Source organism: Faecalimicrobium dakarense (assembly GCF_000499525.1).
GTDB lineage: Bacteria > Bacillota > Clostridia > Peptostreptococcales > Peptostreptococcaceae > Faecalimicrobium > Faecalimicrobium dakarense.
The window spans coordinates 47,183-72,995 of sequence record NZ_HG529227.1; the positions used below are offsets into that span (position 1 = coordinate 47,183).

A 25,813-nucleotide genomic window follows, 5' to 3' on the forward strand; every position below is an offset into this window, starting at 1 on the left:
AAAAGAGGTAAGATTATGAAGGTATATAACGTTATAATGGCTGGCGGAGGCGGAACTCGCTTTTGGCCTTTAAGTAGACAAGAAGTTCCTAAGCAACTTATTAACTTAAGTGGTGAAGATGCATTAATAAATGAAACTATAAATAGAATAGATTCACTAGCTAAAAAAGAAGATTTATTTATAGTTACTAATGAAAAGCAAGTTGATGCACTTAAAGATATAGTAAATGATAAATGTAACTTTGAAAATATATTACCAGAACCTTCTGCAAGAAACACTGCAGCAGCTATAGGATTTGCAGCTTTTAATATAATGAAAAAGCATGGAGATGGAGTAATGTGTGTATACCCTGCTGATCATTATATAAAAGATGAACAAGGATTTGAAAATGTGCTTAAAAAGGCTATAGATGTGGCTAAAGATAATGATAAATTAGTTACGATAGGTATAACTCCTACTTTCCCATCAACTGGATACGGATATATAAATTTTGATAAGGAAAATTGTATAGGAAATGATGCCTATGAAGTAATAGAGTTTGTTGAAAAGCCAAATTTTGAAGTAGCTAAAAGTTACGTAGCTTCTAATAAATATGTATGGAATAGTGGTATGTTTGTATGGAAGGTTTCTAAAATATTAGAAGACTTTAAGAGATACTTACCAAAAGTATATGATAAATTAGAAGAATTATCTAAGTACTTAGGAACTGAAAAAGAAGCGGATGCTATAAAAAGAATATATCCGACTATACCTTCTATATCTATAGATTATGGAGTGATGGAAAGAAGTAATGATGTTGTAGTTGTACCTGGAGATTTTGGATGGAATGACGTTGGATCTTGGGATTCATTAGGTGCAATATATCCTACTGACAGTGAAGGAAACATTAAAAGAGGAGATTTTGTTACTATAGATACATCAAACTCTATAATATACTCTGATGATAAATTAATAGCTACAGTTGGAATAAATGACTTAATAGTAGTTTCTACTAATGATGCTGTTATGGTATGTAGAAAAGATAGAGCTCAAGATGTTAAAAAGATAGTAGACAGGTTAAAAGAAAAAGATAGACACGAATATATTTAGGGAGGTGTTAGTTTGATACCTAAAAAAATACACTATGTATGGATAGGTGGTCCAAAAGGGAACCTAGAAAATATATGTATAAATTCATGGAGAGAAAAATTACCAGACTATGAAATAGTGGAATGGAATGAACACAATATTGATATAGAAAAAGAAATAAAGGGAAATAAGTTTTTAGAGGAGTGCTACAAAAGGAAAATTTGGGCATTTATATCAGACTATATAAGAGTTAAAAAACTTTACGAAGAAGGTGGAGTTTATATGGATACTGATATGCAAATACTAAAGGATATAACACATCTATTAGATAAAAATGAAGTTTTCTTTGGCTATGAAAATGATGTATATGTTAGCTGCGGTATAATAGGTAGTGTAGCCGGTCATAAGTTCTTTAAAGACATGTTAGATTTTTATGAAAATGAAATTTTAGATGCGGATATATTTACAATTCCAAAGATTGTAACTAGAGTATTAGAAACTAAATATGAAAAGATAAATAAAAATTTATATACTGATGATATATATGTATACGATAAAGAATATTTCTACCCATTTTATCATAATGAAGACTTTGAGTATTCATGTATAAAAGAAAATACTCATGGAATACACTGGTGGGGAAAAAGTTGGCTTAAAAAAAGAGATTATTTCTTAGAAACTAAACATTTAAGAGGATCAAATAAAGCTATAAAATGTTCGAAAATATTTGTAAAAAACACCTTAATAAGTTTAAAAGGGAGAAAATAAAATGACAGATTTATCAAAGAAGATAGATATTAGAAAAATAGCTTTTACTGCGGTACTATTTTTTATTATCTTAAGAAAATATATGATATCATTTGTTGATCCAGATATAAATATAGGGATAATTAAATCAGCGCTATTTTATTCTTCAATAGGAATATTAATGCTACTTTTTCTATTTGATAAGAAAAAAAGTATAACGGAAATGGTGCTAGTAGGAGCTTGTGTCTTACTTTATATATTAAATAGAGAAGGAGCTATATTATTAATTGTTTTATTAGCTGTATCAGCTAAACAAATAAATGATAAATATATAGTTAAAAATTATTTAATAATATCTGCATGTTTTTTAATTAGTGCTATATTATTATTTAACTTATTCCCTTCATTTGAATTTAATCAAGAAGTTCACTATAGATATATAAAAAAATTAGATGTTCTGGTTCCAAGAATGGACTTTGGACTGGGTAACCCAAATGCAGTATTTTACAATATGGTTACTATATATGCAGCATATATATTTTTAAGATATAAAAACTACAACAAATGGGATAGAATAATTTTATTTGGATCTGCATTTTTTATTTATCAAGCTACATATAGTAGAACTGGTTTTTTAACTATATTATCAGGATTAATATTTGTAGAAATAGTAAGATTAATAGACATAAAAAAAATAAAAGGGCTACCAATACTTATAAAGACATCACCAATAATACTTACCTTAACAAGTGTAATTATTGGTACAGTATTTCATAAAAGTAACATAGTAAATAGATTATTAGCAAGTAGACCTAAGTACTGGAATGTGTATTTATCTCAAGAAGGTAATTTTATGAAACCTTTTGGAAATTCATATGATTATGCCATAAAAGCTTCTAATCCATTAGATAGTTCTTATGTATATATAGTTAGTGTGTTAGGTGTAGTTGCTTGCGTATTATTTATGTACCTAATGTATAAAGGTATAGAAAGCTTTATAGAAAAAGATAAAAAAGCGCATTTAGTAGTTTTATTTATCTTTTTAATATATTCTTTTGCAGAAAATTTATTATTAGAAGCTTCATTTAGTTTTGCAATAGTATTACTAATAAAAGAAGTGATATTAAATGATAAAAGAGAGATAGAATTATGGAAAAGGAAAAGTAGGAGGTCGTAATGTTAATATCATTAATAATGCCAACATTAAATAGATATGACGATATATACTTACTTATGGACAGCTTAGAAAATCAAACTTACAAAAACTTTGAGCTTATAGTAGTAGATCAAAACGATAATAACAAAGTTAAAGAAATCGTTGATAAATACGTTGATAAGTTAGATATAAAGTATATAAAAAGTGAAAAAATAGGATTAAGTTATAACAGAAATGTAGGTATAGACAAGGCTAGCGGGCAAATTATAGGTTTCCCTGATGATGACTGTGTTTACGAAAATAATACGTTAGAAAAGGTTATAAACTTCTTTAATGAAAATAAAGATTATAAAATATACAGTTGCAAAACTATGGATGCAAATAAAGTTGATGCATTTAAGAAAATGTATGATGGAACTTGTGACATAAATAGTTTAAATGTATTAGACACTATAACTTCAATAACTTTCTTTATTAACTTTGATGACTTTAAATACACTAGATTTGATGAAAAATTAGGTGTAGGAGGAGAGTTTGGATCTGGAGAAGAGATAGATTATATACTAGATTTAATAAGTAAGGGATTTAAAGGAAGATATTTTGGTGATGATATAATTTATCATCCAGCAAAGAAACACTCTAAATCAAAAGAAAAATACCAAAGAGACTTCAACTACGGTAGAGGATTTGGTGCATTATGCAAAAAGCAAATAGTGTATAGAAAAGACTATAAGTTTTTAAAAGTAATGACATCTAAATTAGTAAGAAATGTAGGTGGATTTGTACTAAGCTCAAATAGAGATTATCATAGTGCTACTATAAAAGGTAGATTAAATGGATTTAGAGCATATAAGAAATAGTGAGGAAAATACTTTATGGACAAAATTAAATTTTTAATAAATATGGTAGTTGCATTTATATTATATCCATTTAAGAAAAGTAAGTTTAAGGATAAAAATATTTGGCTTATAGGTGGACATGCAGGAGACATATACAATGACAACTCAAAATTCTTTTATGAATATATGTTAAAAAATCACAAAGATGTAGATATATATTGGGTTATAAATAAAGAAAGTAAGGTGTTTGATAAAATACCAGGAAAGAAATTAATAAGAGGAAGTGTTGAGAACTATTTATACTATTACAATTCAAAAGCTATAGTCTTTTCTCATGCGCCTTCAGCAGATATTGCACCATATAATTTTGTTGTTCCAGTGCTTAATGCCTTCCACAAAAATACAGTTAAAGTTTATTTAAATCATGGTACAATAAGCTTTAAAAAGAGAAAGCCTATGGATGGTAGGCTAAAAAATATTATAGATAATCTTTTAAAAAGCTACAATGTAGTAACCGCAAGTTCGGAGTTTGAAGAAAATGTTATGGTTAATGAATGGGGTATGGATAAAGATAATGTATGTATAGTAGGTAATGCTAGATATGATAATCTTCCAACTAATGAAAATGCTTCGCCAACACGTTGCTCAAAAGTCGCACAAACTAGAGATATATTATATACTCCAACTTGGAGAGACTGGATAAAATTTGATGGTGAAAACTTTACAAAAAGTGATTACTTTATAAATATAATGAACTTTTTAAATGATGAAAAGTTAAATAAAATTTTAGAAGAAAAAGATGTTAACATAAAGTTTTACCTACATCACCTTATGCATGAATTTATAGATGATATAAGAGAGAATATAACTGGAAAAAGAATTATATTTTTAGATAAAGGTGTAACTTTAGCTGATGAAATAAGAAAATCATCTGCAAACATAACAGATTACTCAAGCGTAGCTATAGATTTTCTATATATGAATAGACCAATACTTTTTTATCAATTTGATATAGATGAATATAAAGAAAAAATAGATTCATATATAGATTTAGATAATGAAATGTTTGGTTCTCTAGCTTATACTAAGGATGAGGCTGTAGATAAGCTTATAGAAATTATTGATAATGATTTTGAAATTTTAGAAAGTCAAAAAAATGAAAGAAATAAGTTTTTCAGATATAATGATAATAAGAACTGTGATAGAATATACAGCTCGATAGTAAATAAAATTAACAAATAATATAAATGATGAGGACGATAATATGAAGAAGAATTTAGTATCTATAATTACTCCCATGTATAATTCTGAAAAATTTATCGAAAAAACCATAGAATCAGTACTAAATCAAACATATGAAAATTGGGAAATGTTAATAGTTGATGACTGTTCAACTGATAATAGTCCAAGTATAGCAAAATCTTATGTACAAAAGGATAGTAGAATAAAGTATATAAGAACTAAGACTAATCAAGGTGTTTCACATGCTCGTAATATAGCGCTAAAAAATGCAGAGGGACAATTTTTAGCCTTTTTAGACAGTGATGATATATGGGATGAAGATAAAATTAAAAAGCAAATAAGCTTTATGAATAAAAACGACTATGCAATAACTTTTACTGCATATGAGCTTATAGATGAAAATAATGACAGATTAGATAAAGTAATAAATGTTCCTAAAAGCGTTGATTATAACACTTTACTAAAAGGAAATATATTAGGATGCCTTACGGTAATAATAGACAAGTCAAAGTTAAACTTTGAAGTTAAAATGAGTGGTGTAAGACATGAAGATTATGTATTATGGTTAGCTATATTAAAGAGTGGTCATATTGCCCATGGTCTAAATGAAGTTTTAGCTTTATATAGAAAGTCTAGTACTTCTCTTAGTGGAAACAAGGTAAAATCAGCTATGTGGACTTGGAATATATACAGAAATGTTGAAAAAATACCACTTCATAAATCTATATATTACTTTATAAACTATGGCATTAATGGAATCAAAAAAAGCTAGTAGGAAAGGACGACCTAATAAATGTATAAATATAGATTTACTATATTTACTCCAACATACAATAGAGGTTATATATTAACTAATTTATATAACGACTTAAAAAATCAGACATTTAAAGACTTTGAATGGTTAATAGTTGATGATGGAAGTACTGATAATAGTGAAGAATTAATAAATAAATTTAAATCTGAAAATATATTAAATATAAATTATATAAAAAAAGAAAATGGTGGTAAGCACACTGCTATAAATACTGGAGTTAAAAATGCAAGTGGAGAATTATTTTTTATTGTAGATAGTGATGATGGGCTTGTAAATGATTCGCTACAAGTTATAATTGACGAATGGGACAGTATAGAGGATAAATCTAATTTAAGTGGAGTCGTAGGACTTTGTGAACATACAAATGGTGAAATCGTAGGAACTAAGATGCCTGAAGAACATAAAATTTGCCATTTTGCAGACTTATATTTTAAATATAATGTAAAGGGTGATAAAAGTTTAGTACTTTTAACTGATGTAATAAAAAAGTATCCTTTTCCAGAAAGAAAAGAGGTAAAGTTTTTGCCTGAGAGTGTAGTATGGCATGAAATATCAAAAGACTATACGGTAAAATGTATAAATAAAACAATGATAATAAGAGATTATTTAGATGATGGATTAACTCAAAATATTATGAGTAAAAATTCTTTAAAAGGAAGAGCTTTAGAATTTTTATATTTAATAAACCAAAATACTTACCAAATAAGTAAGTATCCATATATGTGGTTAAAAAACTATATAAATTTAGCTAGATATTCATTGTTATCAGAAAGTAGCTACTTTAAAGAGATAAATAAATTATTTGATAAATGTATGTATATAATGTTATTCCCATTAGGATACTTAAAATTTGCTAAATCAAAGAAACTAATAGCTAAATAAACTTAATCAGTATAGTAGTATCATAAATGCTATACAAGGGAGAGTACAAATTATGAATGAACATTTAGTATCGATAATTACTCCTGTATATAATGCAGAAAAATTTTTATCGGACACAATAGAATCAATAAAAAATCAATCATATAAAAATTGGGAGCTTTTATTAGTAGATGACTGTTCTAAAGATAATTCTGCTAATATTATAAAAGAATTTCAAAAAAATGATGATAGAATAAAATATATTAAGCTTGAAAAAAACTCCGGTGCATCTGTAAGTAGAAATACAGGTATAAAAAGTGCAAAAGGTAGATTTATAGCTTTCGTTGATAGTGATGATTTATGGGAACCAAATAAACTAGAAGTTCAAGTAAATTATATGTTAAAAGAAAACAGAGGATTTACATTTACATCATATAGATATATGAAAGAAGACGGAGTAAGAACTAACAAAATAGCTAAGGCTCCATATAAGATAAACTATGAGGGTTTACTTAAAAATACTATAATAGGATGTTCTACAGTAGTTGTAGACAGAGAAATTGTTGGAGATTTTGATATGCCTTTAGTTAGAAGAGGACAAGATACTGCAACGTGGCTAAAATTACTTAGGAAAGAAAAGTATGCCTACGGAATAGAACAAGATTTAGTTAATTATAGACTAGTAGGAGACTCTTTATCTAGTAATAAAATAAAAGCATTAAAAAGAACTTGGAACACATATAGAAATGTAGAAAACTTAGGAATGTTAAAAAGTTCATATGTATTTTGTTTTTATGTATTTAATGCAATAAAGAAAAGAATGTAGTTTAAAACGAATGAATATGAGTTTTGGAGGAGATAGGCATGAAAATTGCTATAGCTGGAACGGGATATGTAGGTCTAGTAACTGGGGTATGCTTGGCTGAAGTAGGAAATCCCAATGTAGTATGTGTTGATATAGATGAAAGAAAAATCGAACGTATGAAATCTGGGATATCGCCTATATATGAAGACGGTTTAGAAGAGCTTATGATTAAAAATTATGAGCTTGATAGGATAGATTATACCACAGATTATAAAAGTGCTTATAAAGATGCTGATGTTATAATGATAGCAGTTGGAACTCCTGAAAGAAGTGATGGTTCAGCTAATCTAGATTACATAAAGGCAGTAGCTAAACAAGTAGCACAAACTATAACTAAAGATACTTTAGTAGTAATTAAATCAACTGTACCTATTGGAACCAATGATGAAATTGAAAAATATATAAGAAAAAATTTAGTCAATGATGTAAAGGTTGAACTTGCATCAAATCCTGAGTTTTTATCGCAAGGAACAGCTGTAAAAGATACTTTACATGCATCTAGAATAGTAGTAGGTGTTGAAAGTGAATGGGCAAAAGATATATTAGAAAAAGTATATTCACCATTTAACCAACCAATAGTAGTTACTAATAGAAATAGTGCAGAAATGATAAAATATGCATCAAATGATTTCTTAGCCCTTAAAATATCTTTTATGAATGATATAGCAAATCTTTGTGAAATAGTAGGAGCAAATATCGAAGATGTAGCTAAAGGAATGAGCTATGATGATAGAATAGGAGATAAGTTTTTAAAGGCAGGTATTGGATATGGAGGCTCATGTTTCCCTAAAGATACAAAGGCACTTCATTGGTTATCAAACTACAATGGATATGAACTTAAAACTGTAAAAGCTGCAATAGAAGTAAATGAAGCTCAAAAGCTTAAATTAGTAAGACAAGCATCTAAATTAATAGATAGCTTTAATGGATTAAAAGTAGCAGTATTAGGACTTACTTTTAAGCCAGAAACTGATGACTTAAGAGAAGCGCCTTCTATACCAAATATTAAGTATTTAATAGAAAGAGGAGCTAATGTAGTAGCATACGATCCTATAGGCATAGAAAATACTAAAAAGATATTTAAAGATACTATATCTTATACAGAAAGCATAGACGAAGCAATAGAAGGTGCTGAAATTTGCTTTATAATGACCGAGTGGAAAGATATCGTAAATTATGATTTATCTAAATACAAAAATAAAATGAAAAGAGCATTATTATTTGATGGAAGAAACTGTTATAGACTAGATGATATGAAAAATTTAGGCATAGAATATTATTCTATAGGTAGATAATAATGATTTAAAATAAAGCTTAGCTAATAAAAATTAAATTTATTAGTTAAGTTTTATTTATTTTTTTGCATCGAAGGTTAAGGAGGTATAAATTTGACACTATTATATATTATAATATTTATGATTATTTCGTATAAAGCAAAAATATATGATACACATGAATATAACACAGATGCATTATCGAAACATATGTGCAATTCTATAAAGGGTATAGCTGCAATATCTGTAGTTTTGCATCATATATCCCAAAGATTAAGTTATGTAAAATTTTTAGAGCCATTTAGATATGTAGGTTACTTAGCAGTAGCTTTATTTTTCTTCTATTCTGGATATGGAATGATGAAAAGCTTTGAAAGTAAAGCAAATTACTTAAAGAACTTTTGGACGAAGAGGATTCCTAAAGTAGTCCTACCATTTATATTTGCTAATATATTATTTGTAATAGTTTATTCTTTTTTTAATAAAGCTGTTTATTCACCAAAGGATACAGTGTACTTTATATTAGGGATAAAACTAATTGATGGATTTAAATGGTACATATTAGCTATAATTACTTTTTACATTGGATTTTATTTTAGTTTTAAATACCTTAAAGGTAATAAATCTATGGTAGGAATGTTTTTAGTAATAACGGGATACTGTTATGTAAACCATAAACTAGGAAATGGTGAATGGTGGTATAATAGCGTATACTGCTTCTTAATGGGTTTATTGTATGGTAGGTATAGTGAAATCATAATTAATTTTATAAAGAAAAGATATTTAACAGTATTATTAGTATTATCGGTATTATTTAGTATATATCATGAAGACGCTATATTTAATTTAGGCATAGTAACAACAAATCTAGCTGCTATATTTTTCGTAGTATTATGTGTTTGCATATGTATGAAATTTAGCATAGGTAATGAAATAACTATATTTTTAGGTAGTATATCTTATGAGATATATTTAATGCATAGAATTTTTTTAGATGCATTTTCAAACAGAATAACAAATCCATATGTGTACTTAGTAGTATGTTTAATAGGCTCTATTTTACTGGGTTATTTATTCAATAAGTTTATGGACAAGATATTTTCCATAAATATAAAAAAGATAAATAAAAATAAGCATAATAAAAGAAAGTGTGCTACTATATAATTAGAAATAAATTACAAAAAAGTAACATATTCAGAAAATTCATATAAGATAATTTTATTTGAATTTAGTCTTAAAATTATATAATATGATTAAAATATTGTAAAAATTGTAAAAATATACTAAAATTATATTATCTAGATTTTTAAGGGGGGAATTATGGGAGTAAAAACGAGGCAATTCACGAAAAATGTATTACCTAAGGTAATTACGATAACAATGCTTTCTAGTTTTATTTATATAGGACAAAATGTAGAAACATCTTATGCACTTCCTAATGAAAATGCGATATCACAATCATACACAAGATCTAACACTCAAGTTGGTAAAATAAAGCCATGCGACTATTTAAATATTAGAAGTGGAGCAAGTACTAAATATTCTGTTGTAGGGAAAGCATACACTAATGAAACAGTAGACATATTAGAAAAAGGAAGTAATGGATGGCATAAGGTAAAGCTATCAAATGGAGTAGTAGGATGGGCTAGTAGTTCATACATAAGTATTCAAAACTCTAATACAACTAGCAATACCAACACAAATTCATCTAAAGCAGATAAGATTATAGATGTGGCAAAGAAACAATTAGGCAAACCGTATAAATGGGGAGCTGGTGGACCAAGTGCATTTGATTGTTCAGGACTTACTTCATATGCATATAAAAATGGAGCTAATGTAAATTTACCAAGATCGTCAAGAGAACAAGCTAGGGTAGGAAAATCAGTTAGTAAAAATCAATTAAAAGCTGGTGACTTACTATTCTTCTCATCTTCAGGAAATGGTATAAATCACGTTGGACTTTACATAGGAGATTCTAAGATGATACACTCTCCAAGACCAGGTGAAAATGTTAAAATCGATAAGATTAACTCAGGATATTATTCAAGAACATATGTAAGTGCAAAACGTATATTATAGTATATAAAGCAGTAGATTTTTATCTACTGCTTTTTTATATTTTCCCTATCATTTGACGAGAATATTTTGTTTATGTATACTCTATAATGTAGAGCTTTGTAGAAAATATAAGAAATTTGATAGGGGGAAGTAATGAGGAAACTAAAAGTATTAATGTTATCGCTAGCTATGATATTTACAACACTTAGTTTAGATGTATTTGCAGCGAGTAATGAAGAGATGAGAGCAGCTTGGATATCTTCAGTTTATAATATGGACTGGCCTAAGACTAAGAATAACCAAGCTCAGCAAAAGAAAGAGTATACAGACTTATTAGATAAGTTAAAAAGTACAGGAATAAATGCAGTAGTAGTTCAAGTAAGACCTAAGGCAGATGCGCTATACCAATCAGATATAAATCCATGGTCAGAATACTTAACTGGAACTCAAGGCAAAAATCCAGGGTATGATCCATTACCATTTTTAATAGATGAAGCTCATAAAAGAGGTATGGAGTTCCATGCATGGTTTAATCCATATAGAATAACAACATCAGGGACAGACATAAATTCCCTAGCTTCAAACCATCCAGCAAGATTAAATCCAAGTTGGGTATTAAATAATGGAAAATCATTAATATACAATCCAGGATTACCTGAAGTTAGAAAGCATGTAGTGGACACTGTATCTGAAGTAGTTAGAAAATACAATGTAGACGGAGTACATTTTGATGACTATTTCTATACAGGTGGAATCAATGATGATGATGCATACAACAAATATGGAAATGGTATAGATAGAGGTGACTGGAGAAGAGAAAATGTAAATACTTTATTAAGAGAAGTTAAGTCATCTATTAAAAGTATAAAACCAAATGTAGAATTTGGAGTAAGCCCAAGAGGTATATGGAGAAATAAAGGAAATGATTCAACTGGTTCAGATACTAATGGAGCTGAAAGTTATTCATATGATTATGCAGATACAAGAACTTGGATAAAACAAGGTTTAGTTGATTATATTACACCTCAAGTATATTGGCCAATAGGAACAAAGGCTGCTGATTATTCAAAGTTAATTCCTTGGTGGGCTAATGAGGTAAAAGGAACAAATGTTGATTTATACATAGGTCAAGGTGTATATAAGCAAGGTGAAGAAAGTAACTCTAACCAAAATATAGCAGCAGAGATAAAAGATCAAATAAATTTAAATAGACAATATAAAGAAGTAAAAGGTAGTATGTATTTCTCAGCAAGAGATATTATAAAGAATGCTACTCTTCAAAATGACATGAAAGACTTATACATAAATAATCCTATACCTTCTGTTCCAGTTAAAAAACTTGAAGGTGAAAGAAGATTTGATACAGCAGTTAAAATAAGTAAAGAGGGATGGAATGATGGTTCAGACACGGTAGTTCTTACAAGTGCATATTCTGTAGTTGACGGGGTAACTGCAACACCACTTGCAACTACTAAAGATGCACCAATATTATTAGTAGATAAGAATAAAGTACATGAATCTACTAAAGCTGAATTACTTAGATTAAAGCCTAAGAATATAATAGTAATAGGTGGAAATACTGTAGTTAATGATAATATAGTAAATGAAGCTAAAAATACACTTCCAGGTGCTAATGTATCTAGAGTAGGTGGATTAAATAGATATGAGACATCACTTAATGTAGCTAAGAAAATTAGTGAAACTCAAGATATAAACAAAGTATATATAGCTGGAGGAACTGGAGAAGCTGATGCGTTATCAATCGCTTCTAAAGCTGGTGAAGATAAACAACCAATAATATTATCAAATAAAGATAGTCTAAATAACGACACTTATGAATGGCTAAAAAGTAAGAATTTACAAGATGCTTATTTTATAGGAGGAGAAACAGTTTTAGAAAATTCTGTTATAAATAAAGTAAACTCTATAACTACTAACAATATAGGAAACAATAGAGTTTATGGGCAAAATAGATATGAAACTAATGCTAAAGTAATACAAAAGTTTTATACAAATAGTAACTATGACTCAGTACTTGTAACAAAAGGTGATCCATTAGTTGATGCATTAGCAGCTGGACCATTAGCGGCTAAACTTAAATCTCCAATAGTATTAGGAGGAAATAGCATTAACTCAGCTCAAAATACAGCTTTAGAACCAAAATCTACTAACTTAGTATATCAAGTTGGTGGAGGCATTAATCAAAATACATTTAGTAGTATTTTAAATTTATTAAAATAGATTACTATAATTAAAAAAGGTATGAAATTAGAAGTTAAATTCTATTTCATACCTTTTAATATTTATTTTAATTTTGGATTGTCTTCAGGCATTATGTTATTAAATATAAAGTCATGAAGTATATCTAGTGTGTCTGGTTCAAATTGTAAAACCCATCCAGCATGGCCTAATATTCCACCTTTACTGTGAATATCATCATCTATAGGGAATTCCATTTGTTTTAGGCTAAGGTCTTCTATACTTAAAACTCTTCCACCAAGAGCAAGTATTTGAGTTGGTTTCATATTAGTTTTAACATATGGAAGTATTGTATCAACTAAGTTAGGGTACTTAGTAATAGGTAAATTATTAACTCCACTTATTAAACCTTCGATAACTTCTCTTTGTCTTCTATCTCTTTCCATTGCAGTATCATTTTTTCTAATACGAGAGAATGCTAAAGTTTGATATCCATTTAAAGTTTGCTTTCCAGCGCTATCTACATACTCTATAGGACCTTTATTAGAACTTTCATTCCAAGCATATGTTTCAGGTATAAATTTGTTTAACTCTTTTAATTCATCTTGTTTAACTTCAACGCTAACTCCGCCTAATGCATCGACTATATCCATGAAAGAGAAAAAGTCAACTACAGCGTAGTTTTGTATATCGATGTTAAAGTTGTTTTCTATAGTTTCAGTTAATAAGTTTATTCCTCCATACACGTAAGCATGAGTAAGCTTTTGTTTCCCATGTCCTGGTATATCAACATAAGAATCACGTGCTAATGATGTAAGCTTAAGACTTTGATTTTTATTGTCTACAGTAAGTATCATCATAGCATCAGATCTTGAGTTTTTCTCTCCAGGTCTACCATCTGTTCCAGCTAATAATATGTTAGTTATGCCCTTCTCATTTTTAAAGTTTAGATTATCTAATATAGATTGATCAGCACTAGAATCATGTATAGAATTTAATTTAAAATAAACATATCCAAAAGCCGCAGCAGGAAAGGCTAATACTAGAACTATTAAAAGTATAACTAGCCTTTTTAATCCTTTATTGCTTTTTTTCGACAAATTAATCCCTTCTTTCTTGTTTTTTTCAAAGATATACACTTTATTATATTAAAATATACAAATATATTCAATAGAATATATATTACAAAAAAAAATACAATGAATATATAACAAAAACTTTGCACCATTCATATTAAATAATATACACAAATTTAAATTTTGTGATGTACCTAAAATGACATTAATTATAAATATGAATAGGAGGATGCTTATGCTAGCCATAAGTAAATATGTGATAGAAGACGAAGGTAAATTGGTTAGATACAACATAAACTATCCAGTTATAAAACATGAAGAAACAAATGATATTATCAAACATATAAATCAATCAATATATGAAGATATAAAAGCCTTTAAAGACATAATGCGTTATGAAGTAGATAATTCCATATTTAAAATTAGCGACCATGTATTTCATGCAATTACTGAATATAGAGTAGCTTTTAACCACAATAATATTATCAGTATACCTATAGAATTCTCACAATTAATAGGATTATACGATATAACTTATGTAAATTCTTATAACTATGATATAAGCTTAGAAAAAGAAATTAAATTAAGAGATATATTTAAAACAGATGTTAATTATATCGATTTAATTAATAACAAGATATTAGAAATTATTGAAAATATAGATGAAAGTTGTGAGAGTATATATGATAATGAAATTGTTTATAGCTATGAAAGTGATGGTGAATCAATCTATAACTATGACGATTTTTTAGGTATCGATAATAATCAAATATTTTACATTGAAGAAGATGGGATTACAATCTCATTTTCTAGTTATGAAATGAGCGAAAGATGTTCTTGTTTTACAGAATTTAAAATACTATTTGATGAATATAAAGATTATTTAAGTGAATATACAATAAATAATATATACAAAAAAGATTAATTTAAGAGGGGAGGATATATATGAAAGAATTACAAAGGTATGATAGAGAAAAAGCAGTAGAATATGCTCAAAGATGGGCATTATCCCATAATCCAGCATATGCAAACTATGAAAACTATGGAGGTGACTGTACAAATTTTATATCTCAGGCCGTAAAGGCTGGAAACATACCATTTGATAATGATGGAAGTGATGTGCTTAAAAAATGGTACTGGTATAGTGAATACTCAAGAACACCAACATGGACAGCAGCAGAACCATTTTACAAATATATAATAGGAAATAATAATGAAAACACTCAAAACTTTGGAATATATGCAAGGCTAGCAAATTATAATGAACTTGAATTAGGAGATATAGTTCAGCTTGTATATGAAGGAAGAGCATATCATACTATGATAGTTACAGATATAATTTTAGAAGGAGAGTACCTAATTGATTATCTTATAAGTCAACACACGTATGATTTACTTAATTATCCATTAAGTTTAAAAGAAGGAGAAAGAAGATATATAAAAATATTAGGCTATTACAACTGGTAGAACTGACTATGCTCGTTTCGCCAACGATATGACGCTTATCTTCGCTTAGATTATTCCGTTGCTCAAGATTAACTTTTAAAGACTATTAATTAAACATTTAATTAATAGTCTTTTTATATATTAAGGGATTATAAATTATCTGTTTTTTGGATAAGTTATAATCCCAACATCTAAATTTGAGCAACGGACCTGATTTATAGGTCGTTGGCGACATGAGTGAAGCGAATTTTTCAATTTTAGCTAAAATAATTAAAATGGTATATAATAAGGATGAGTAAAATTTAAACTAACAAAAATCAGGAGTGAAAATCATGATAAAATTAATAGCCACAGATATGGATGGAACTTTATTAAATGATAAAAATGAAATAAGCAAAGATTTTTATAAAGTGTTTGAAGAATTAAAAAAGAAAGATGTAATATTTGCAGCTGCAAGTGGAAGGCAATATTATAATCTATTAAAAAGATTTGAAGATATAGCTGATGATATGATGTTTATCGCTGAGAATGGAACTTTCGTAATGTATAAGGGAGAAGAGTTGTTACTAAATGCATTAGACAAAGAAGTAGCAAAAGAACTTATAGGGATAGGAAGAAAAATAGAAGGTGCATACGTTATATTATGTGGTAAAAAATCGGCATATATAGAAAATACTGATGAAAAATTTATAGAAGAAACAGAAAAATATTATGAAGAATATAAAATCGTAGATGACTTAACTAAAGTAGAAGATGATATACTAAAAATAGCAATATGTGACTTCTTAGGATCTGAAACTAATAGCCATAATTATTACAAAGATTATAAAGATAAACTACAAGTAAGTATATCTGGTGCTATTTGGTTAGATGTAATGGCAAAAGGAGTAAATAAAGGAGTAGCCATAAGTAAACTTCAAGAAATGTTAAATATAGCACATGAAGAAACAATGGTATTTGGAGATTATCTAAATGACTTAGAAATGATGGAAAGTGCATATCATAGTTATGCTATGGAGAATGCTCATGATGACTTAAAGAAAGTAGCAAGATTTAGAGCTAAGAGAAATACTGAAGATGGAGTAATCGATAAAATAAGAGAAGTATTTGAATTAACATTATAAATAAAAGACCTACTTTAATACTAAAGTAGGTTTTTTATTATTTTTCGATTTTTAAACTTATTTTTCCGATATCTTTATTATCCTTAGATTTTATATTAACAATAGGAACTTTATTATTAGTTATTTCTTTATTTTCTACCTTTATATCTTCAAAACTAATTTCTTTATCTTTAATTTCATTAAAATCACTCTTAGTTATCCCTGCATCAATTATTTTATTATCTTTAACTATTGATGCTCCTCTGGTTACTTTATAACCATCATTTTCATTTTTAGAAACACTCAATGTTATAAGAATATCTTCTTTTCTTTTAGATGTTTGTTCAGGACTATATAGTTCTCCTAAATCTAGATTACCTTTATCAGATTCTAGGCTGAATTTAAATGTATACTTATCATGAGTTGGATTTTTAATTATATAACTTACATTATATATCATATCAGAAGTCATTTTTTCATTATTTTTAATATCATTTATATTAACTTTTTCTAATTTTTCATTAGACTTTGAACATCCTGTTGTAAAAAATATAAGAATACATAAGCATAAAATAATTTTACTAAACTTTTTCATTTCTTCTCCTTTAATTATATAGAAGAAATAAGATTAACTATTAATTCATAGTACTTATTTCTATTTAATTTATAAAAATTTCATTAGCACTATATAGTCTTTGTATTATTTTACTTTTTTATACAGTTCATCTGAATTAAAAGTTTGTAGGTTATTAATAAAAAGTACTTCTTTAATATTTTTATTATTATTTAAATAATCATCAATATCTAAAGTATAGTATCTAGGATCTACAACATGAATTTTATTATAATCATTTGTTAAAAAGGGTATAAAGCTATGGGCATAAGAGTCTTTAAAAATTAGTATCTCATTATGTTTACTTGGATTTCCTTCAATGACTGCAAATCCAGGGTCACCATGAAGGAAATATTGATACTTATTTTTACCATTTAATTTATCTTCATTATAAAGGGTATTAAAAGTTTTACTAAAATCGATACTCATTTTAAAGTTATTATAATTTTTATAAGCAAAGATAGCATCACCTTTTATATTAGGAAGTATAGCTTTTGAATAATAAGTCCCATAAAAATTATCAGAAACTTTATCATAATTACTATAAATATAACCATCTAAATTATAGTTATATAAATCATCATAGACTATTTTAGCTCCAAGTTGCGTCCAGTGATGATCAGTATTAAAGTATATATATTTATCTTTATTTTTACTTAGTATACTGTAAGGATTATAAAAACTAAGTTTTGATGAGTTTATATTTCCCTCAATATAATTAAGTGAAGTCTCTTGACTATCATTATACGACCAAGAAGGAAGTAAATCTTCATAAAAAGCTATTGATGTAGGTATTACTATTAATTTAGAGTTAATATTATAATTATCATAAAGATAATTAGACAGCATTGTTGCCTGGGAAATATTTTTATCTATAATATCTTTATTGAAGATAAATTTTTCCATAAGACGACCATCTTTACTCATATAAATATCTCGAAATTCACGATTTCCAATAGTATAATTGTATATATTCTTTAATTTAATAAAATCAGTCCTAAATGGAAATTGATCTGAAGTATAATTATCAAAATTTTTCATAAATCTTTTACTTTTAATACTACTAAGATTAAACTCAGGAAATTGTGTAAGTATCTTATTTTCAATTTCATTTATTTTTTTATCAGGGGTAGATAGAGTAACAATAGGAACTATAAAAATAAACCCAAAGAAAAATATAATAGTAATATATTTTAGAAGGTTAGATTTAAAACTTTTTGATAATGATTTGTTAAAAGCTAATTTTTTGTTCATAAGTTATTATCCTTTCCTAAAATCTAAAATATAAAAATGGATTAAATGAAGAATCCACTAAAAATGCACAGGAAATAATAAAGCTAAATATTAAAACTACAGATCTAATATACATATTTTTATCTAATATATTTTTTATAATAGGTGTTGAAGCTACTATAGAAATTACTAAAAGTATTATATTAGGAATTAAGTAATAATAAAAAGATTTATCAACAAAAGTATTATTTATACTAAACATAGCATTTAAATAATTAAATATATCTTTAAAGTTTGTAATTTCAAATATAACAAAGCCAACTATTACTAAAAACAAAACATATAAATGTCTTAGAAATTTAGGAATATTATCAAGAACTTTAAGTAAAAACAACTTTTCTAAAACTAAAATAAATCCGAAATAAAGTCCCCATAAAATAAAATTAAAACTAGCTCCATGCCAAAGACCAGTTAAAAACCATACAACAAAAATATTAAAAAACCACCTAGCTTTACCACATCTATTACCACCAAGAGGTACATAAACATAGTCTCTAAACCATATCCCTAATGAAATATGCCATCTTCTCCAAAATTCAGTAATTGATTTTGAAATATAAGGGAAGTTAAAGTTTTCTAAAAAATTAAATCCGAAAATTTTACAAAGACCGATTGCCATATCAGAGTATCCAGAAAAATCAAAGTATATTTGAAGAGTAAAACATATAATTCCAAGCCAAGCAGTTAAATTTGAAAGAGTATTAAATGGTGTATCTTTTATACTGGTCCAAATAATTCCTAGGTTATTAGCAAGTATTATTTTTTTAGATAGACCTACTATAAATCTATATATACCTTCATAAATTTTATCTATATTATGAGTCCTATTATTTAAATCTTTACATATATCAGAGTATCTAACTATTGGACCTGCAACAAGCTGAGGAAATAATGTAACAAAAGTACCTAGAGAAATAATACTTTTTTGAACAGGAGCATCATTTCTATAAACATCTATTGTATAAGACATAGTTTGGAATGTATAAAAACTTATTCCAATAGGAAGAGTTATTTGAAGTAAAGGTATATTTGTATCTAAAGTGTTGTTTAAAATTGATATAATAAAATCGCTATACTTGAAAAATCCAAGTAAGCTTAAATTTATGACAATAGATGAAATCAAAGCAAGTTTAGCTTTAAATGTTTTTCTATTTTTATCTATTATTAAAGCATTTATATAATCTACAATACATGAAAATAACATAATAAATATGTAAATAGGTTCTCCATAAGAGTAAAAAATCAAACTAAATATTAAAAGAGTAAGATTTTTAAACTTAGAAGGAGATAAAAAATAACAAAATATAACTAGGGGTAGAAAATAAAATAAAAATGTTATACTACTAAAAACCAATATATCACCAACTTTCAATTTTATTTACTATATGATAAAAGGCCTTTTTAATAAAAGGCCTTTTAAAATTTGTTGATAATGAAAAACTAATAATTTAATTTTCCATATATAATTATTCTATTACTTCAAGTATTTTTGCTTCAATATCTTTTGCATTAGAAGCAGAAGTAGCTATAAAGTAAACATAGTCACCTTTACTTTCTAATATAGAATTAGAAACTGCTTCAGCATTTTCATCTCCACCATATCCGTCAGCAAATAGTTTTAATGCATTTGCTTTATAATCTTCAATTGCCGATTTAACTTTTTCAACATCATCTGTTTTAACTACAATTACATCTTGTAATTTTACATTTATCATAGCTTGTAGTGCAAAACCTTCTTTGATATTATCTTTTACAGATTCAAATACATTAAAATCTTTAGCATCAGTATCTGCAGTTGGCTGGATCGGTAAAAGCGTTTCATTGTTGATAGCCTTTTTTATGTCTTCAACAGGAACATCTTTAACGCTAGATTTAGAAGAACATCCAACTAATCCGATTGATAATAAAACTGAAAATAAAACTAACAATTTTTTCATAATTCTACCTCCTAGTGAAAATTAAGATGATATGTAATTTTAAAAATAAATATCATTAACAATAATTTACATAATAGTCTACTATTAAATAATATAAAAATCAATGTGAAAATAGGAACTATGCATATTATTTGATAAAACAAGAGTATTATTCCTAAAAAATGTAAATAATTCCTAGTGAAAGAGGTGTATATATATGAGAATACCAAAACATGTAGGTATAATACCTGATGGAAACCGAAGATGGGCACAAAATCAGGGCATGACTAAGGAAAAAGGATATGATAGTGGTTTAGACCCAGGACTAGATGCATATAGAGCATGTAGGGATATGGGGGTTGACGAAGTTACATTTTATGGATTTACCACAGATAATACTAAAAGACCATCTTATCAGACAGAGGCTTTTACTAAAGCTTGTATAGATGCAGCAAATATGTTAGTAGATGAAGGAGCAGCGCTTTTAGTAATGGGAAATACTAAGTCTCCAATGTTTCCAAAAGAGCTATTACCTTATACAAAACGAATAGAGCCAAAAGAAGGTCAGATTAAAGCAAATTTATTAGTAAATTATGGATGGCATTGGGATTTAAATACTTTAGCTGATGCACAAAATGTAAATAAAAATAATATACAAGAAAATATACAATCATTTGATATATCTAGATTAGATTTAATAATAAGATGGGGTGGAAGAAGAAGACTAAGTGGATTTTTACCAGTTCAATCTATTTATGCAGATTTCTATGTAGTAGATGAATATTGGCCAGACTTTGATAAAGGCCATATTTCACAAGCTTTTAATTGGTTTAATACGCAAGATATAACATTAGGAGGTTAATTTTGTAATAAATAGAAAAGTATGGGCCTAACATGTTGAAAAATGGCTTCTAGGATGTTAAAATACAAATATATTCTAAAAGTAAATAAATCCTAGAAAGGTGAAAATATGTCAGGCAGAAAGAATAGTAATAATAACAGAAGAAAAAAAGTGAAGCCTAAAAAAAGAAAATTAAATAGGAAAAAAATAATGTTATTAATTTGTTTTTTAGGACTTTTTATATTTGGAATAACAAAACTTAAACCAGAAGTAAGCCAAGCTATAAAAAATAAAGACGATAAACCAACGGCAACGCAAGAGAACATAAAGGTAGAAGAAAAGCAATTTGAATTATCAGATGAGAAAAAAGAGAGCCTAGAAAAGAAATACACTATTTTAGTAGATCCAGGTCATGGAGGTCATGATAAAGGAACTCAAGATGGCACTCGTAAAATATATGAAAAAGATGTAGCACTAGAAATTGGGAAAAAAGTTGCAGCTAAGCTATCAAAGCAAAGTGATGTACAGGTTATAATATCTAGAACAGAAGATAAATTTATAAGCTTAGATGATAGAGTTAAAATGGCAAATGTTCAAAATGTAGATGCTTTAGTATCAATACATCTAAATGCTGAAGGTGGCGGAAGTAGTGCTAATGGAGTCGAAACATATTATAGAACTGGAGCAAATGACGGCTCTGATAAGCTGGCAAATAGAATACAAGAAACAATTGCCTCTTATATTGCTATAAAAGATAGAGGTACTCGAGAAGATATATATAAAGTTATAAAAGATGCTCGTATGCCAGCTGTTTTAGTTGAATGTGGGTTTTTAACTAATCCTAAAGAATCTAAAAAATTATTAAGTGAAAAATATCAAAATCAATTAGCAGATGGAATATCTCAAGGAGTATTATCATTTTTAGATGAACAATCAAAGCACACAAAAAAACTGACTTTATATAAAGTCAGTTTTTTTTAAGCCTTTTTATGGCTAAAGAAATATATAAGTATACCGTATACTAGGATAGATATGCATATTTTAAAGTGATTTTGTACATTGATTCTAGAGTGAGTGCTAAAATTTAGTTATTAGTGAAGAAATGTAAACAATATGTATTATGGTTATTTAAGGAGATTTTTATAAATTCATTCAGGATATAGGGGAAATATTATGAAAATACATAAAAATATTAAAGACAATATAGGTATATTTCTTATAGCATTATTTTTTATTATAGTAACTATTGGTGCAGTTTCGTACACTAAAGAAATGCTAAAGAATAGTATAAATCAAAATAAAGAAAACATAAAAGAAGTTACATTGCAAATATCTCATAATATAGAAAGTAAAATAGATAATTACATTAATGAGCTAACCTTTATAGGTAGCAAAGCTGAACTTAATGATAAAAAGCAGATCCAAATAAGCACAGATATATTAAATAATAAAGTTCAATCTGGAAAATTTAATAAAGTCTTAGTTTTAGGACTAGATGGAAAAGGAAAAAATAACTTAGGTGGAGATGTTTTTCTAAAAAATGAAAAGATTTTAGAAAAAACTGCTAAATCAAGTAAACCTACTATACTATACTCTTCAAAATTCACATCTTATGAAAATGATGTTATTTTATACTCAGTACCTATAGAAAATAATAATGAACTAATCGGTATTGTAGTAGGCATAAATGATATGGCATCTATAACCGAAAAATTAACAAGTGGAATATATGAGGGCAAAGGATGTTCATATATTATAGATAAATCAGGAGATATATTATTCTCTAGACATAGATATAACCAAGGAGCAAATTTATATGATTTTCTTGATGAAAGATCAATAGATAATGCTAAGAGTAATTATGATGGAGATGGATATTGGGATGTAAAAGGAGAAATACACGGGAAAAAGAGCTATTTTGGATTCTCAAAAATAAAAAATACTGATTGGTACATTGTAACATCTATTCCTGCTAAAAATATACTTTTACAAATAAAAGACAGTGCAAAAATTATGATAAGCTTACTAATAATGGTAATATTATTATCTTTAAGTATTTGTAGCTACATAATAAGGATACAAAAGCTAAATGAGAAAAAAATTATGAAGATAGCATTTAGAGATAGTTTAACTGGTCTTATGAACTATAATAAATTTGTATCAGAAGTAGAGGAATATCTTTTAAGACAAAGAAGAAAACAGTGGGTTCTTGTATGTTTTGACATAGATAAGTTTAAGCTTGTAAATGATATACATGGATACAAGGTTGGAGATGAAATTTTAAAAATAATTTCTAATAATCTAAATTATTATTTCAAAGGAGATATCGTTTATGGAAGGCTTGGTGGAGATACATTTGGAGTACTTTTAGAAACTAAAGAAGAGTTTGAAATAGATGAAATAGCAAAGTTTATAAAGAAAAATATAGGAAATATAGAAAGTACAAAGAATTTTAATTTAGAAATAAATATAGATTTATCTATAGGAATTTACAAAATAGAAGACGAAGCAATAAATATAAAGAAGTTTATAGATAATGCAGATATGGCTAGATTAAAGTCAAAGGAAACTAGATATAAAGAATATATAGTATTTGATGAAAACATGAGTAGGGAAAAAAAGAAGATTCTTCAAATGGAAAGAGATTTATTTCTAGCGATAAAAAACAAAGAATTCTCTATACATTATCAGCCTAAATTTAATATAAATACAGGTAAAATAGTAGGTGCAGAAGCACTAATAAGATGGATACATCCAACTATGGGTATGGTAAGTCCTATGGAATTTATACCAATTGCTGAAAAAACTAGATTTATAAATAATATAGGTCAATGGGTATTTGATGAAGTGTGTAAAAAGCTTAGATGCTGGATTGATGAAGGTATAGAAGTTGTGCCAATAGCAATAAACTTATCTAGAGTAGAGTTATACCAACAGGACTTAGTTGATATGCTTGAATTTGGAATTAATAAATATAAACTTGATCCAAAGTTAATTGAAATAGAAATAACTGAATCAACAGCATTAAATGATATTGAGTTTATAAATGAAAAGTTATCTGGAATAAAAGCTTTGGGGATGAAAGTAGCTATGGATGATTTTGGAACTGGAAATTCAAATTTAAGTAACTTAAAAGACATACAAATAGATGTATTAAAATTAGATAAATCTCTTTTATTAGATATTGAAAATAATGAAAAAACTGAGTTAATGCTAAAGTCTATAGTAGATTTATCAAAGAATTTAAGCTTAAACACTGTATGTGAAGGTGTTGAAAATATGAGCCAAGTTGAAATATTAAAAGGTACAGGATGTGAAGTTGTACAAGGGTATGTATTTTCAAAACCAGTTGAGGTAGAAAAATATAAAAAATTATTATTAAGAAATATAAATTAAAAAAGATGGGAATCCATCTTTTTTTTATGTATTCTCACATAAAGTATAAAATACATATACTAAAGTATATAAAACTGTGGAGGGAATAAGTATGGGAGATTCTACTTTCAATATATTAGCGTTTGATGGTGGAGGATTAAGAGGAACTTTAAGTATATGTATTTTAGAGAGAATTCAAAAGGATTTTTCAGAAATAGTTAGAACTACTAATATGATAGGAGGAACATCAACGGGAAGTTTAATAGCACTAGCATTAGCCTATGGAGTAAGCCCAAGTACTATAAAAGAGTTTTATTCAGTAGAAAATTCAAAATATATATTTGATAAGTCTCATTCAGAAATGATAAGACCTAAATATAATAATGATCATTTAAAAGAAGTTTTATTAGAAATATTTCCTAAAGACTTAAAACTGAAAGATTTAGGGAAGTTAGTAGTTATACCAAGTTTTTATATAGGAAACGAAAGCAGCTCATGGAAGCCGATTTTTTATAATAATATACCAAATTCACCAACAGAAGACGCAAGGGTAATAGATGTAGCTATGAGCAGTAGCGCAGCACCAGTATTTTTTCCAACATATAAATATCATATAGATGGAGGAATAATAGCTACAGATCCAAGTTTATCATGCATATTATATGCTATGGGAAAAGATTAGATAAAAAGGGATCTGATATGAGACTTTTATCAATTGGAACAGGATATAATTATAATAGTATAAAAGAAGATACAACTTCATGGGGGGCAATAGATTGGATAATGAGCAAAAATCCAGACCTTCCTATAATAGCAGTAACTTTAGAGGGAAATTCTCAAACTAGCCAAATATTTTCAAAGAAATTACTAGAAGATAATTATCATAGGATAAATCCAAAAATAAATAAAGAAATAGCTATGGATGACTGTGAATCCATAGAGTATTTACTTGAAGTTGGAGAAAGCTGTGATTTAGAGGAAACTATGAAATGGCTAAAAGAAAAATGGAATTAATAACTTAACATAT

The 25,813-nt window shown here is 27.2% G+C and carries 25 protein-coding genes; 20 read left to right on the forward strand and 5 right to left on the reverse strand.

Features of this window, described 5'->3' with window-relative positions; all coding sequences use genetic code 11:
* Nucleotides 1–15 precede the first annotated feature (15 nt).
* The 12 genes from BN899_RS00385 (at nucleotide 16) to BN899_RS00440 (ending at nucleotide 13,165) form a co-directional block, all read left to right on the forward strand.
* Nucleotides 16–1,089, forward strand: a complete 1,074-nt coding sequence (locus BN899_RS00385; RefSeq protein WP_042271311.1) for a mannose-1-phosphate guanylyltransferase — start codon at nucleotides 16–18, stop codon at nucleotides 1,087–1,089.
* 12 nt (nucleotides 1,090–1,101) lie between these two features.
* Nucleotides 1,102–1,836, forward strand: coding sequence for a glycosyltransferase family 32 protein (locus tag BN899_RS00390; protein ID WP_042271313.1), 735 nt, complete (start codon nucleotides 1,102–1,104; stop codon nucleotides 1,834–1,836).
* A gap of 1 nt (nucleotide 1,837) precedes the next feature.
* Nucleotides 1,838–2,992, forward strand: coding sequence for a hypothetical protein (locus BN899_RS00395; RefSeq protein WP_042271316.1), 1,155 nt, complete (start codon nucleotides 1,838–1,840; stop codon nucleotides 2,990–2,992).
* Nucleotides 2,992–3,831: a glycosyltransferase family 2 protein gene (locus BN899_RS00400; protein ID WP_042271319.1), complete on the forward strand. Its 840-nt coding sequence runs from the start codon at nucleotides 2,992–2,994 to the stop codon at nucleotides 3,829–3,831. The genes BN899_RS00395 and BN899_RS00400 overlap by 1 nt, the downstream gene beginning before the upstream one ends.
* A 15-nt stretch (nucleotides 3,832–3,846) precedes the next feature.
* Nucleotides 3,847–5,052: a CDP-glycerol glycerophosphotransferase family protein gene (locus tag BN899_RS00405; RefSeq protein ID WP_042271322.1), complete on the forward strand. Its 1,206-nt coding sequence runs from the start codon at nucleotides 3,847–3,849 to the stop codon at nucleotides 5,050–5,052.
* 22 nt (nucleotides 5,053–5,074) lie between these two features.
* Nucleotides 5,075–5,824, forward strand: coding sequence for a glycosyltransferase family 2 protein (locus BN899_RS00410; RefSeq protein WP_042271325.1), 750 nt, complete (start codon nucleotides 5,075–5,077; stop codon nucleotides 5,822–5,824).
* Nucleotides 5,825–5,845: 21 nt separating this feature from the next.
* Nucleotides 5,846–6,748, forward strand: a complete 903-nt coding sequence (locus tag BN899_RS00415) for a glycosyltransferase family 2 protein (RefSeq protein ID WP_042271328.1) — start codon at nucleotides 5,846–5,848, stop codon at nucleotides 6,746–6,748.
* A 52-nt stretch (nucleotides 6,749–6,800) separates the two neighbouring features.
* A complete protein-coding gene (locus BN899_RS00420) occupies nucleotides 6,801–7,553 on the forward strand; it encodes a glycosyltransferase family 2 protein (protein ID WP_042271331.1) in 753 nt (250 codons plus the stop codon).
* 38 nt (nucleotides 7,554–7,591) lie between these two features.
* Nucleotides 7,592–8,887 carry a UDP-glucose dehydrogenase family protein gene (locus tag BN899_RS00425; RefSeq protein ID WP_042271334.1) on the forward strand — a complete coding sequence of 432 codons (1,296 nt, stop codon included), beginning with the start codon at nucleotides 7,592–7,594 and terminating at the stop codon, nucleotides 8,885–8,887.
* A 93-nt stretch (nucleotides 8,888–8,980) separates the two neighbouring features.
* A complete protein-coding gene (locus BN899_RS00430) occupies nucleotides 8,981–10,030 on the forward strand; it encodes an acyltransferase family protein (RefSeq protein WP_042271337.1) in 1,050 nt (349 codons plus the stop codon).
* Between the two features lie 156 nt (nucleotides 10,031–10,186).
* Nucleotides 10,187–10,945 carry a C40 family peptidase gene (locus BN899_RS00435; protein WP_042271339.1) on the forward strand — a complete coding sequence of 253 codons (759 nt, stop codon included), beginning with the start codon at nucleotides 10,187–10,189 and terminating at the stop codon, nucleotides 10,943–10,945.
* 132 nt (nucleotides 10,946–11,077) lie between these two features.
* Complete coding sequence (locus tag BN899_RS00440; RefSeq protein WP_042271341.1) at nucleotides 11,078–13,165, forward strand: family 10 glycosylhydrolase; 2,088 nt, start codon at nucleotides 11,078–11,080, stop codon at nucleotides 13,163–13,165.
* 62 nt (nucleotides 13,166–13,227) lie between these two features.
* Here BN899_RS00440 and BN899_RS00445 read toward each other — a convergent pair whose 3' ends face one another.
* Nucleotides 13,228–14,223, reverse strand: a complete 996-nt coding sequence (locus BN899_RS00445; protein ID WP_042271343.1) for an LCP family protein — start codon at nucleotides 14,221–14,223, stop codon at nucleotides 13,228–13,230.
* Between the two features lie 211 nt (nucleotides 14,224–14,434).
* Here BN899_RS00445 and BN899_RS00450 point away from each other — a divergent pair, with 211 nt between their 5' ends.
* From BN899_RS00450 to BN899_RS00460, 3 genes are all read left to right on the forward strand, one after another.
* Nucleotides 14,435–15,124: a DUF3298 and DUF4163 domain-containing protein gene (locus BN899_RS00450; RefSeq protein ID WP_042271346.1), complete on the forward strand. Its 690-nt coding sequence runs from the start codon at nucleotides 14,435–14,437 to the stop codon at nucleotides 15,122–15,124.
* 20 nt (nucleotides 15,125–15,144) lie between these two features.
* Nucleotides 15,145–15,666: an amidase domain-containing protein gene (locus BN899_RS00455; RefSeq protein ID WP_042271349.1), complete on the forward strand. Its 522-nt coding sequence runs from the start codon at nucleotides 15,145–15,147 to the stop codon at nucleotides 15,664–15,666.
* Nucleotides 15,667–15,977: 311 nt separating this feature from the next.
* The gene (locus tag BN899_RS00460; protein ID WP_042271352.1) at nucleotides 15,978–16,769 is read left to right on the forward strand and encodes an HAD family hydrolase; all 792 of its coding nucleotides are present in this window, start codon (nucleotides 15,978–15,980) and stop codon (nucleotides 16,767–16,769) included.
* Between the two features lie 37 nt (nucleotides 16,770–16,806).
* Here BN899_RS00460 and BN899_RS00465 read toward each other — a convergent pair whose 3' ends face one another.
* From BN899_RS00465 to BN899_RS00480, 4 genes are all read right to left on the reverse strand, one after another.
* Nucleotides 16,807–17,343 (reverse strand): hypothetical protein, encoded by a 537-nt coding sequence (locus BN899_RS00465; protein WP_042271354.1) that lies wholly within the window; start codon nucleotides 17,341–17,343, stop codon nucleotides 16,807–16,809.
* Nucleotides 17,344–17,448: 105 nt separating this feature from the next.
* Entirely contained in the window at nucleotides 17,449–18,615 is a 1,167-nt protein-coding gene (locus BN899_RS00470; RefSeq protein WP_042271356.1) for a DHHW family protein, read from the reverse strand.
* A gap of 16 nt (nucleotides 18,616–18,631) precedes the next feature.
* The gene (locus BN899_RS00475) at nucleotides 18,632–19,858 is read right to left on the reverse strand and encodes an MBOAT family O-acyltransferase (protein ID WP_330362397.1); all 1,227 of its coding nucleotides are present in this window, start codon (nucleotides 19,856–19,858) and stop codon (nucleotides 18,632–18,634) included.
* A gap of 262 nt (nucleotides 19,859–20,120) precedes the next feature.
* Nucleotides 20,121–20,591, reverse strand: coding sequence for a DUF4358 domain-containing protein (locus tag BN899_RS00480; RefSeq protein ID WP_042271360.1), 471 nt, complete (start codon nucleotides 20,589–20,591; stop codon nucleotides 20,121–20,123).
* 196 nt (nucleotides 20,592–20,787) lie between these two features.
* On the opposite strand from BN899_RS00480, the gene uppS reads away from it, so the two are divergent.
* The 5 genes from uppS (at nucleotide 20,788) to BN899_RS19435 (ending at nucleotide 25,800) form a co-directional block, all read left to right on the forward strand.
* Nucleotides 20,788–21,432, forward strand: a complete 645-nt coding sequence (uppS, locus tag BN899_RS00485; RefSeq protein ID WP_042271363.1) for a polyprenyl diphosphate synthase — start codon at nucleotides 20,788–20,790, stop codon at nucleotides 21,430–21,432.
* A 108-nt stretch (nucleotides 21,433–21,540) separates the two neighbouring features.
* Nucleotides 21,541–22,392: an N-acetylmuramoyl-L-alanine amidase gene (locus BN899_RS00490; RefSeq protein ID WP_052356469.1), complete on the forward strand. Its 852-nt coding sequence runs from the start codon at nucleotides 21,541–21,543 to the stop codon at nucleotides 22,390–22,392.
* A 192-nt stretch (nucleotides 22,393–22,584) separates the two neighbouring features.
* A complete protein-coding gene (locus BN899_RS00495; protein WP_052356471.1) occupies nucleotides 22,585–24,807 on the forward strand; it encodes a bifunctional diguanylate cyclase/phosphodiesterase in 2,223 nt (740 codons plus the stop codon).
* Nucleotides 24,808–24,898: 91 nt separating this feature from the next.
* A complete protein-coding gene (locus BN899_RS19430) occupies nucleotides 24,899–25,468 on the forward strand; it encodes a patatin-like phospholipase family protein (RefSeq protein WP_242824027.1) in 570 nt (189 codons plus the stop codon).
* 17 nt (nucleotides 25,469–25,485) lie between these two features.
* Nucleotides 25,486–25,800, forward strand: a complete 315-nt coding sequence (locus BN899_RS19435) for a patatin-like phospholipase domain-containing protein (protein WP_242824028.1) — start codon at nucleotides 25,486–25,488, stop codon at nucleotides 25,798–25,800.
* Nucleotides 25,801–25,813: the final 13 nt, after the last annotated feature.

What these genes read in the sequence shown, in the direction of transcription:
- BN899_RS00405 (WP_042271322.1), top strand. Translation starts at nt 3,847, where the DNA reads ATGGACAAAATTAAATTTTTAATAAATATGGTAGTTGCATTTATATTA.
- BN899_RS00440 (WP_042271341.1), top strand. Translation starts at nt 11,078, where the DNA reads ATGAGGAAACTAAAAGTATTAATGTTATCGCTAGCTATGATATTTACA.
- BN899_RS00385 (WP_042271311.1), top strand. Translation starts at nt 16, where the DNA reads ATGAAGGTATATAACGTTATAATGGCTGGCGGAGGCGGAACTCGCTTT.
- BN899_RS00400 (WP_042271319.1), top strand. Translation starts at nt 2,992, where the DNA reads ATGTTAATATCATTAATAATGCCAACATTAAATAGATATGACGATATA.
- BN899_RS19430 (WP_242824027.1), top strand. Translation starts at nt 24,899, where the DNA reads ATGGGAGATTCTACTTTCAATATATTAGCGTTTGATGGTGGAGGATTA.
- uppS (WP_042271363.1), top strand. Translation starts at nt 20,788, where the DNA reads ATGAGAATACCAAAACATGTAGGTATAATACCTGATGGAAACCGAAGA.
- BN899_RS00470 (WP_042271356.1), bottom strand. Translation starts at nt 18,615, where the DNA reads ATGAACAAAAAATTAGCTTTTAACAAATCATTATCAAAAAGTTTTAAA.
- BN899_RS00410 (WP_042271325.1), top strand. Translation starts at nt 5,075, where the DNA reads ATGAAGAAGAATTTAGTATCTATAATTACTCCCATGTATAATTCTGAA.
- BN899_RS00420 (WP_042271331.1), top strand. Translation starts at nt 6,801, where the DNA reads ATGAATGAACATTTAGTATCGATAATTACTCCTGTATATAATGCAGAA.
- BN899_RS19435 (WP_242824028.1), top strand. Translation starts at nt 25,486, where the DNA reads ATGAGACTTTTATCAATTGGAACAGGATATAATTATAATAGTATAAAA.
- BN899_RS00450 (WP_042271346.1), top strand. Translation starts at nt 14,435, where the DNA reads ATGCTAGCCATAAGTAAATATGTGATAGAAGACGAAGGTAAATTGGTT.
- BN899_RS00415 (WP_042271328.1), top strand. Translation starts at nt 5,846, where the DNA reads ATGTATAAATATAGATTTACTATATTTACTCCAACATACAATAGAGGT.
- BN899_RS00465 (WP_042271354.1), bottom strand. Translation starts at nt 17,343, where the DNA reads ATGAAAAAGTTTAGTAAAATTATTTTATGCTTATGTATTCTTATATTT.
- BN899_RS00490 (WP_052356469.1), top strand. Translation starts at nt 21,541, where the DNA reads ATGTCAGGCAGAAAGAATAGTAATAATAACAGAAGAAAAAAAGTGAAG.
- BN899_RS00425 (WP_042271334.1), top strand. Translation starts at nt 7,592, where the DNA reads ATGAAAATTGCTATAGCTGGAACGGGATATGTAGGTCTAGTAACTGGG.
- BN899_RS00460 (WP_042271352.1), top strand. Translation starts at nt 15,978, where the DNA reads ATGATAAAATTAATAGCCACAGATATGGATGGAACTTTATTAAATGAT.
- BN899_RS00455 (WP_042271349.1), top strand. Translation starts at nt 15,145, where the DNA reads ATGAAAGAATTACAAAGGTATGATAGAGAAAAAGCAGTAGAATATGCT.
- BN899_RS00480 (WP_042271360.1), bottom strand. Translation starts at nt 20,591, where the DNA reads ATGAAAAAATTGTTAGTTTTATTTTCAGTTTTATTATCAATCGGATTA.
- BN899_RS00495 (WP_052356471.1), top strand. Translation starts at nt 22,585, where the DNA reads ATGAAAATACATAAAAATATTAAAGACAATATAGGTATATTTCTTATA.
- BN899_RS00435 (WP_042271339.1), top strand. Translation starts at nt 10,187, where the DNA reads ATGGGAGTAAAAACGAGGCAATTCACGAAAAATGTATTACCTAAGGTA.
- BN899_RS00475 (WP_330362397.1), bottom strand. Translation starts at nt 19,858, where the DNA reads ATGTTATTTTCATGTATTGTAGATTATATAAATGCTTTAATAATAGAT.
- BN899_RS00395 (WP_042271316.1), top strand. Translation starts at nt 1,838, where the DNA reads ATGACAGATTTATCAAAGAAGATAGATATTAGAAAAATAGCTTTTACT.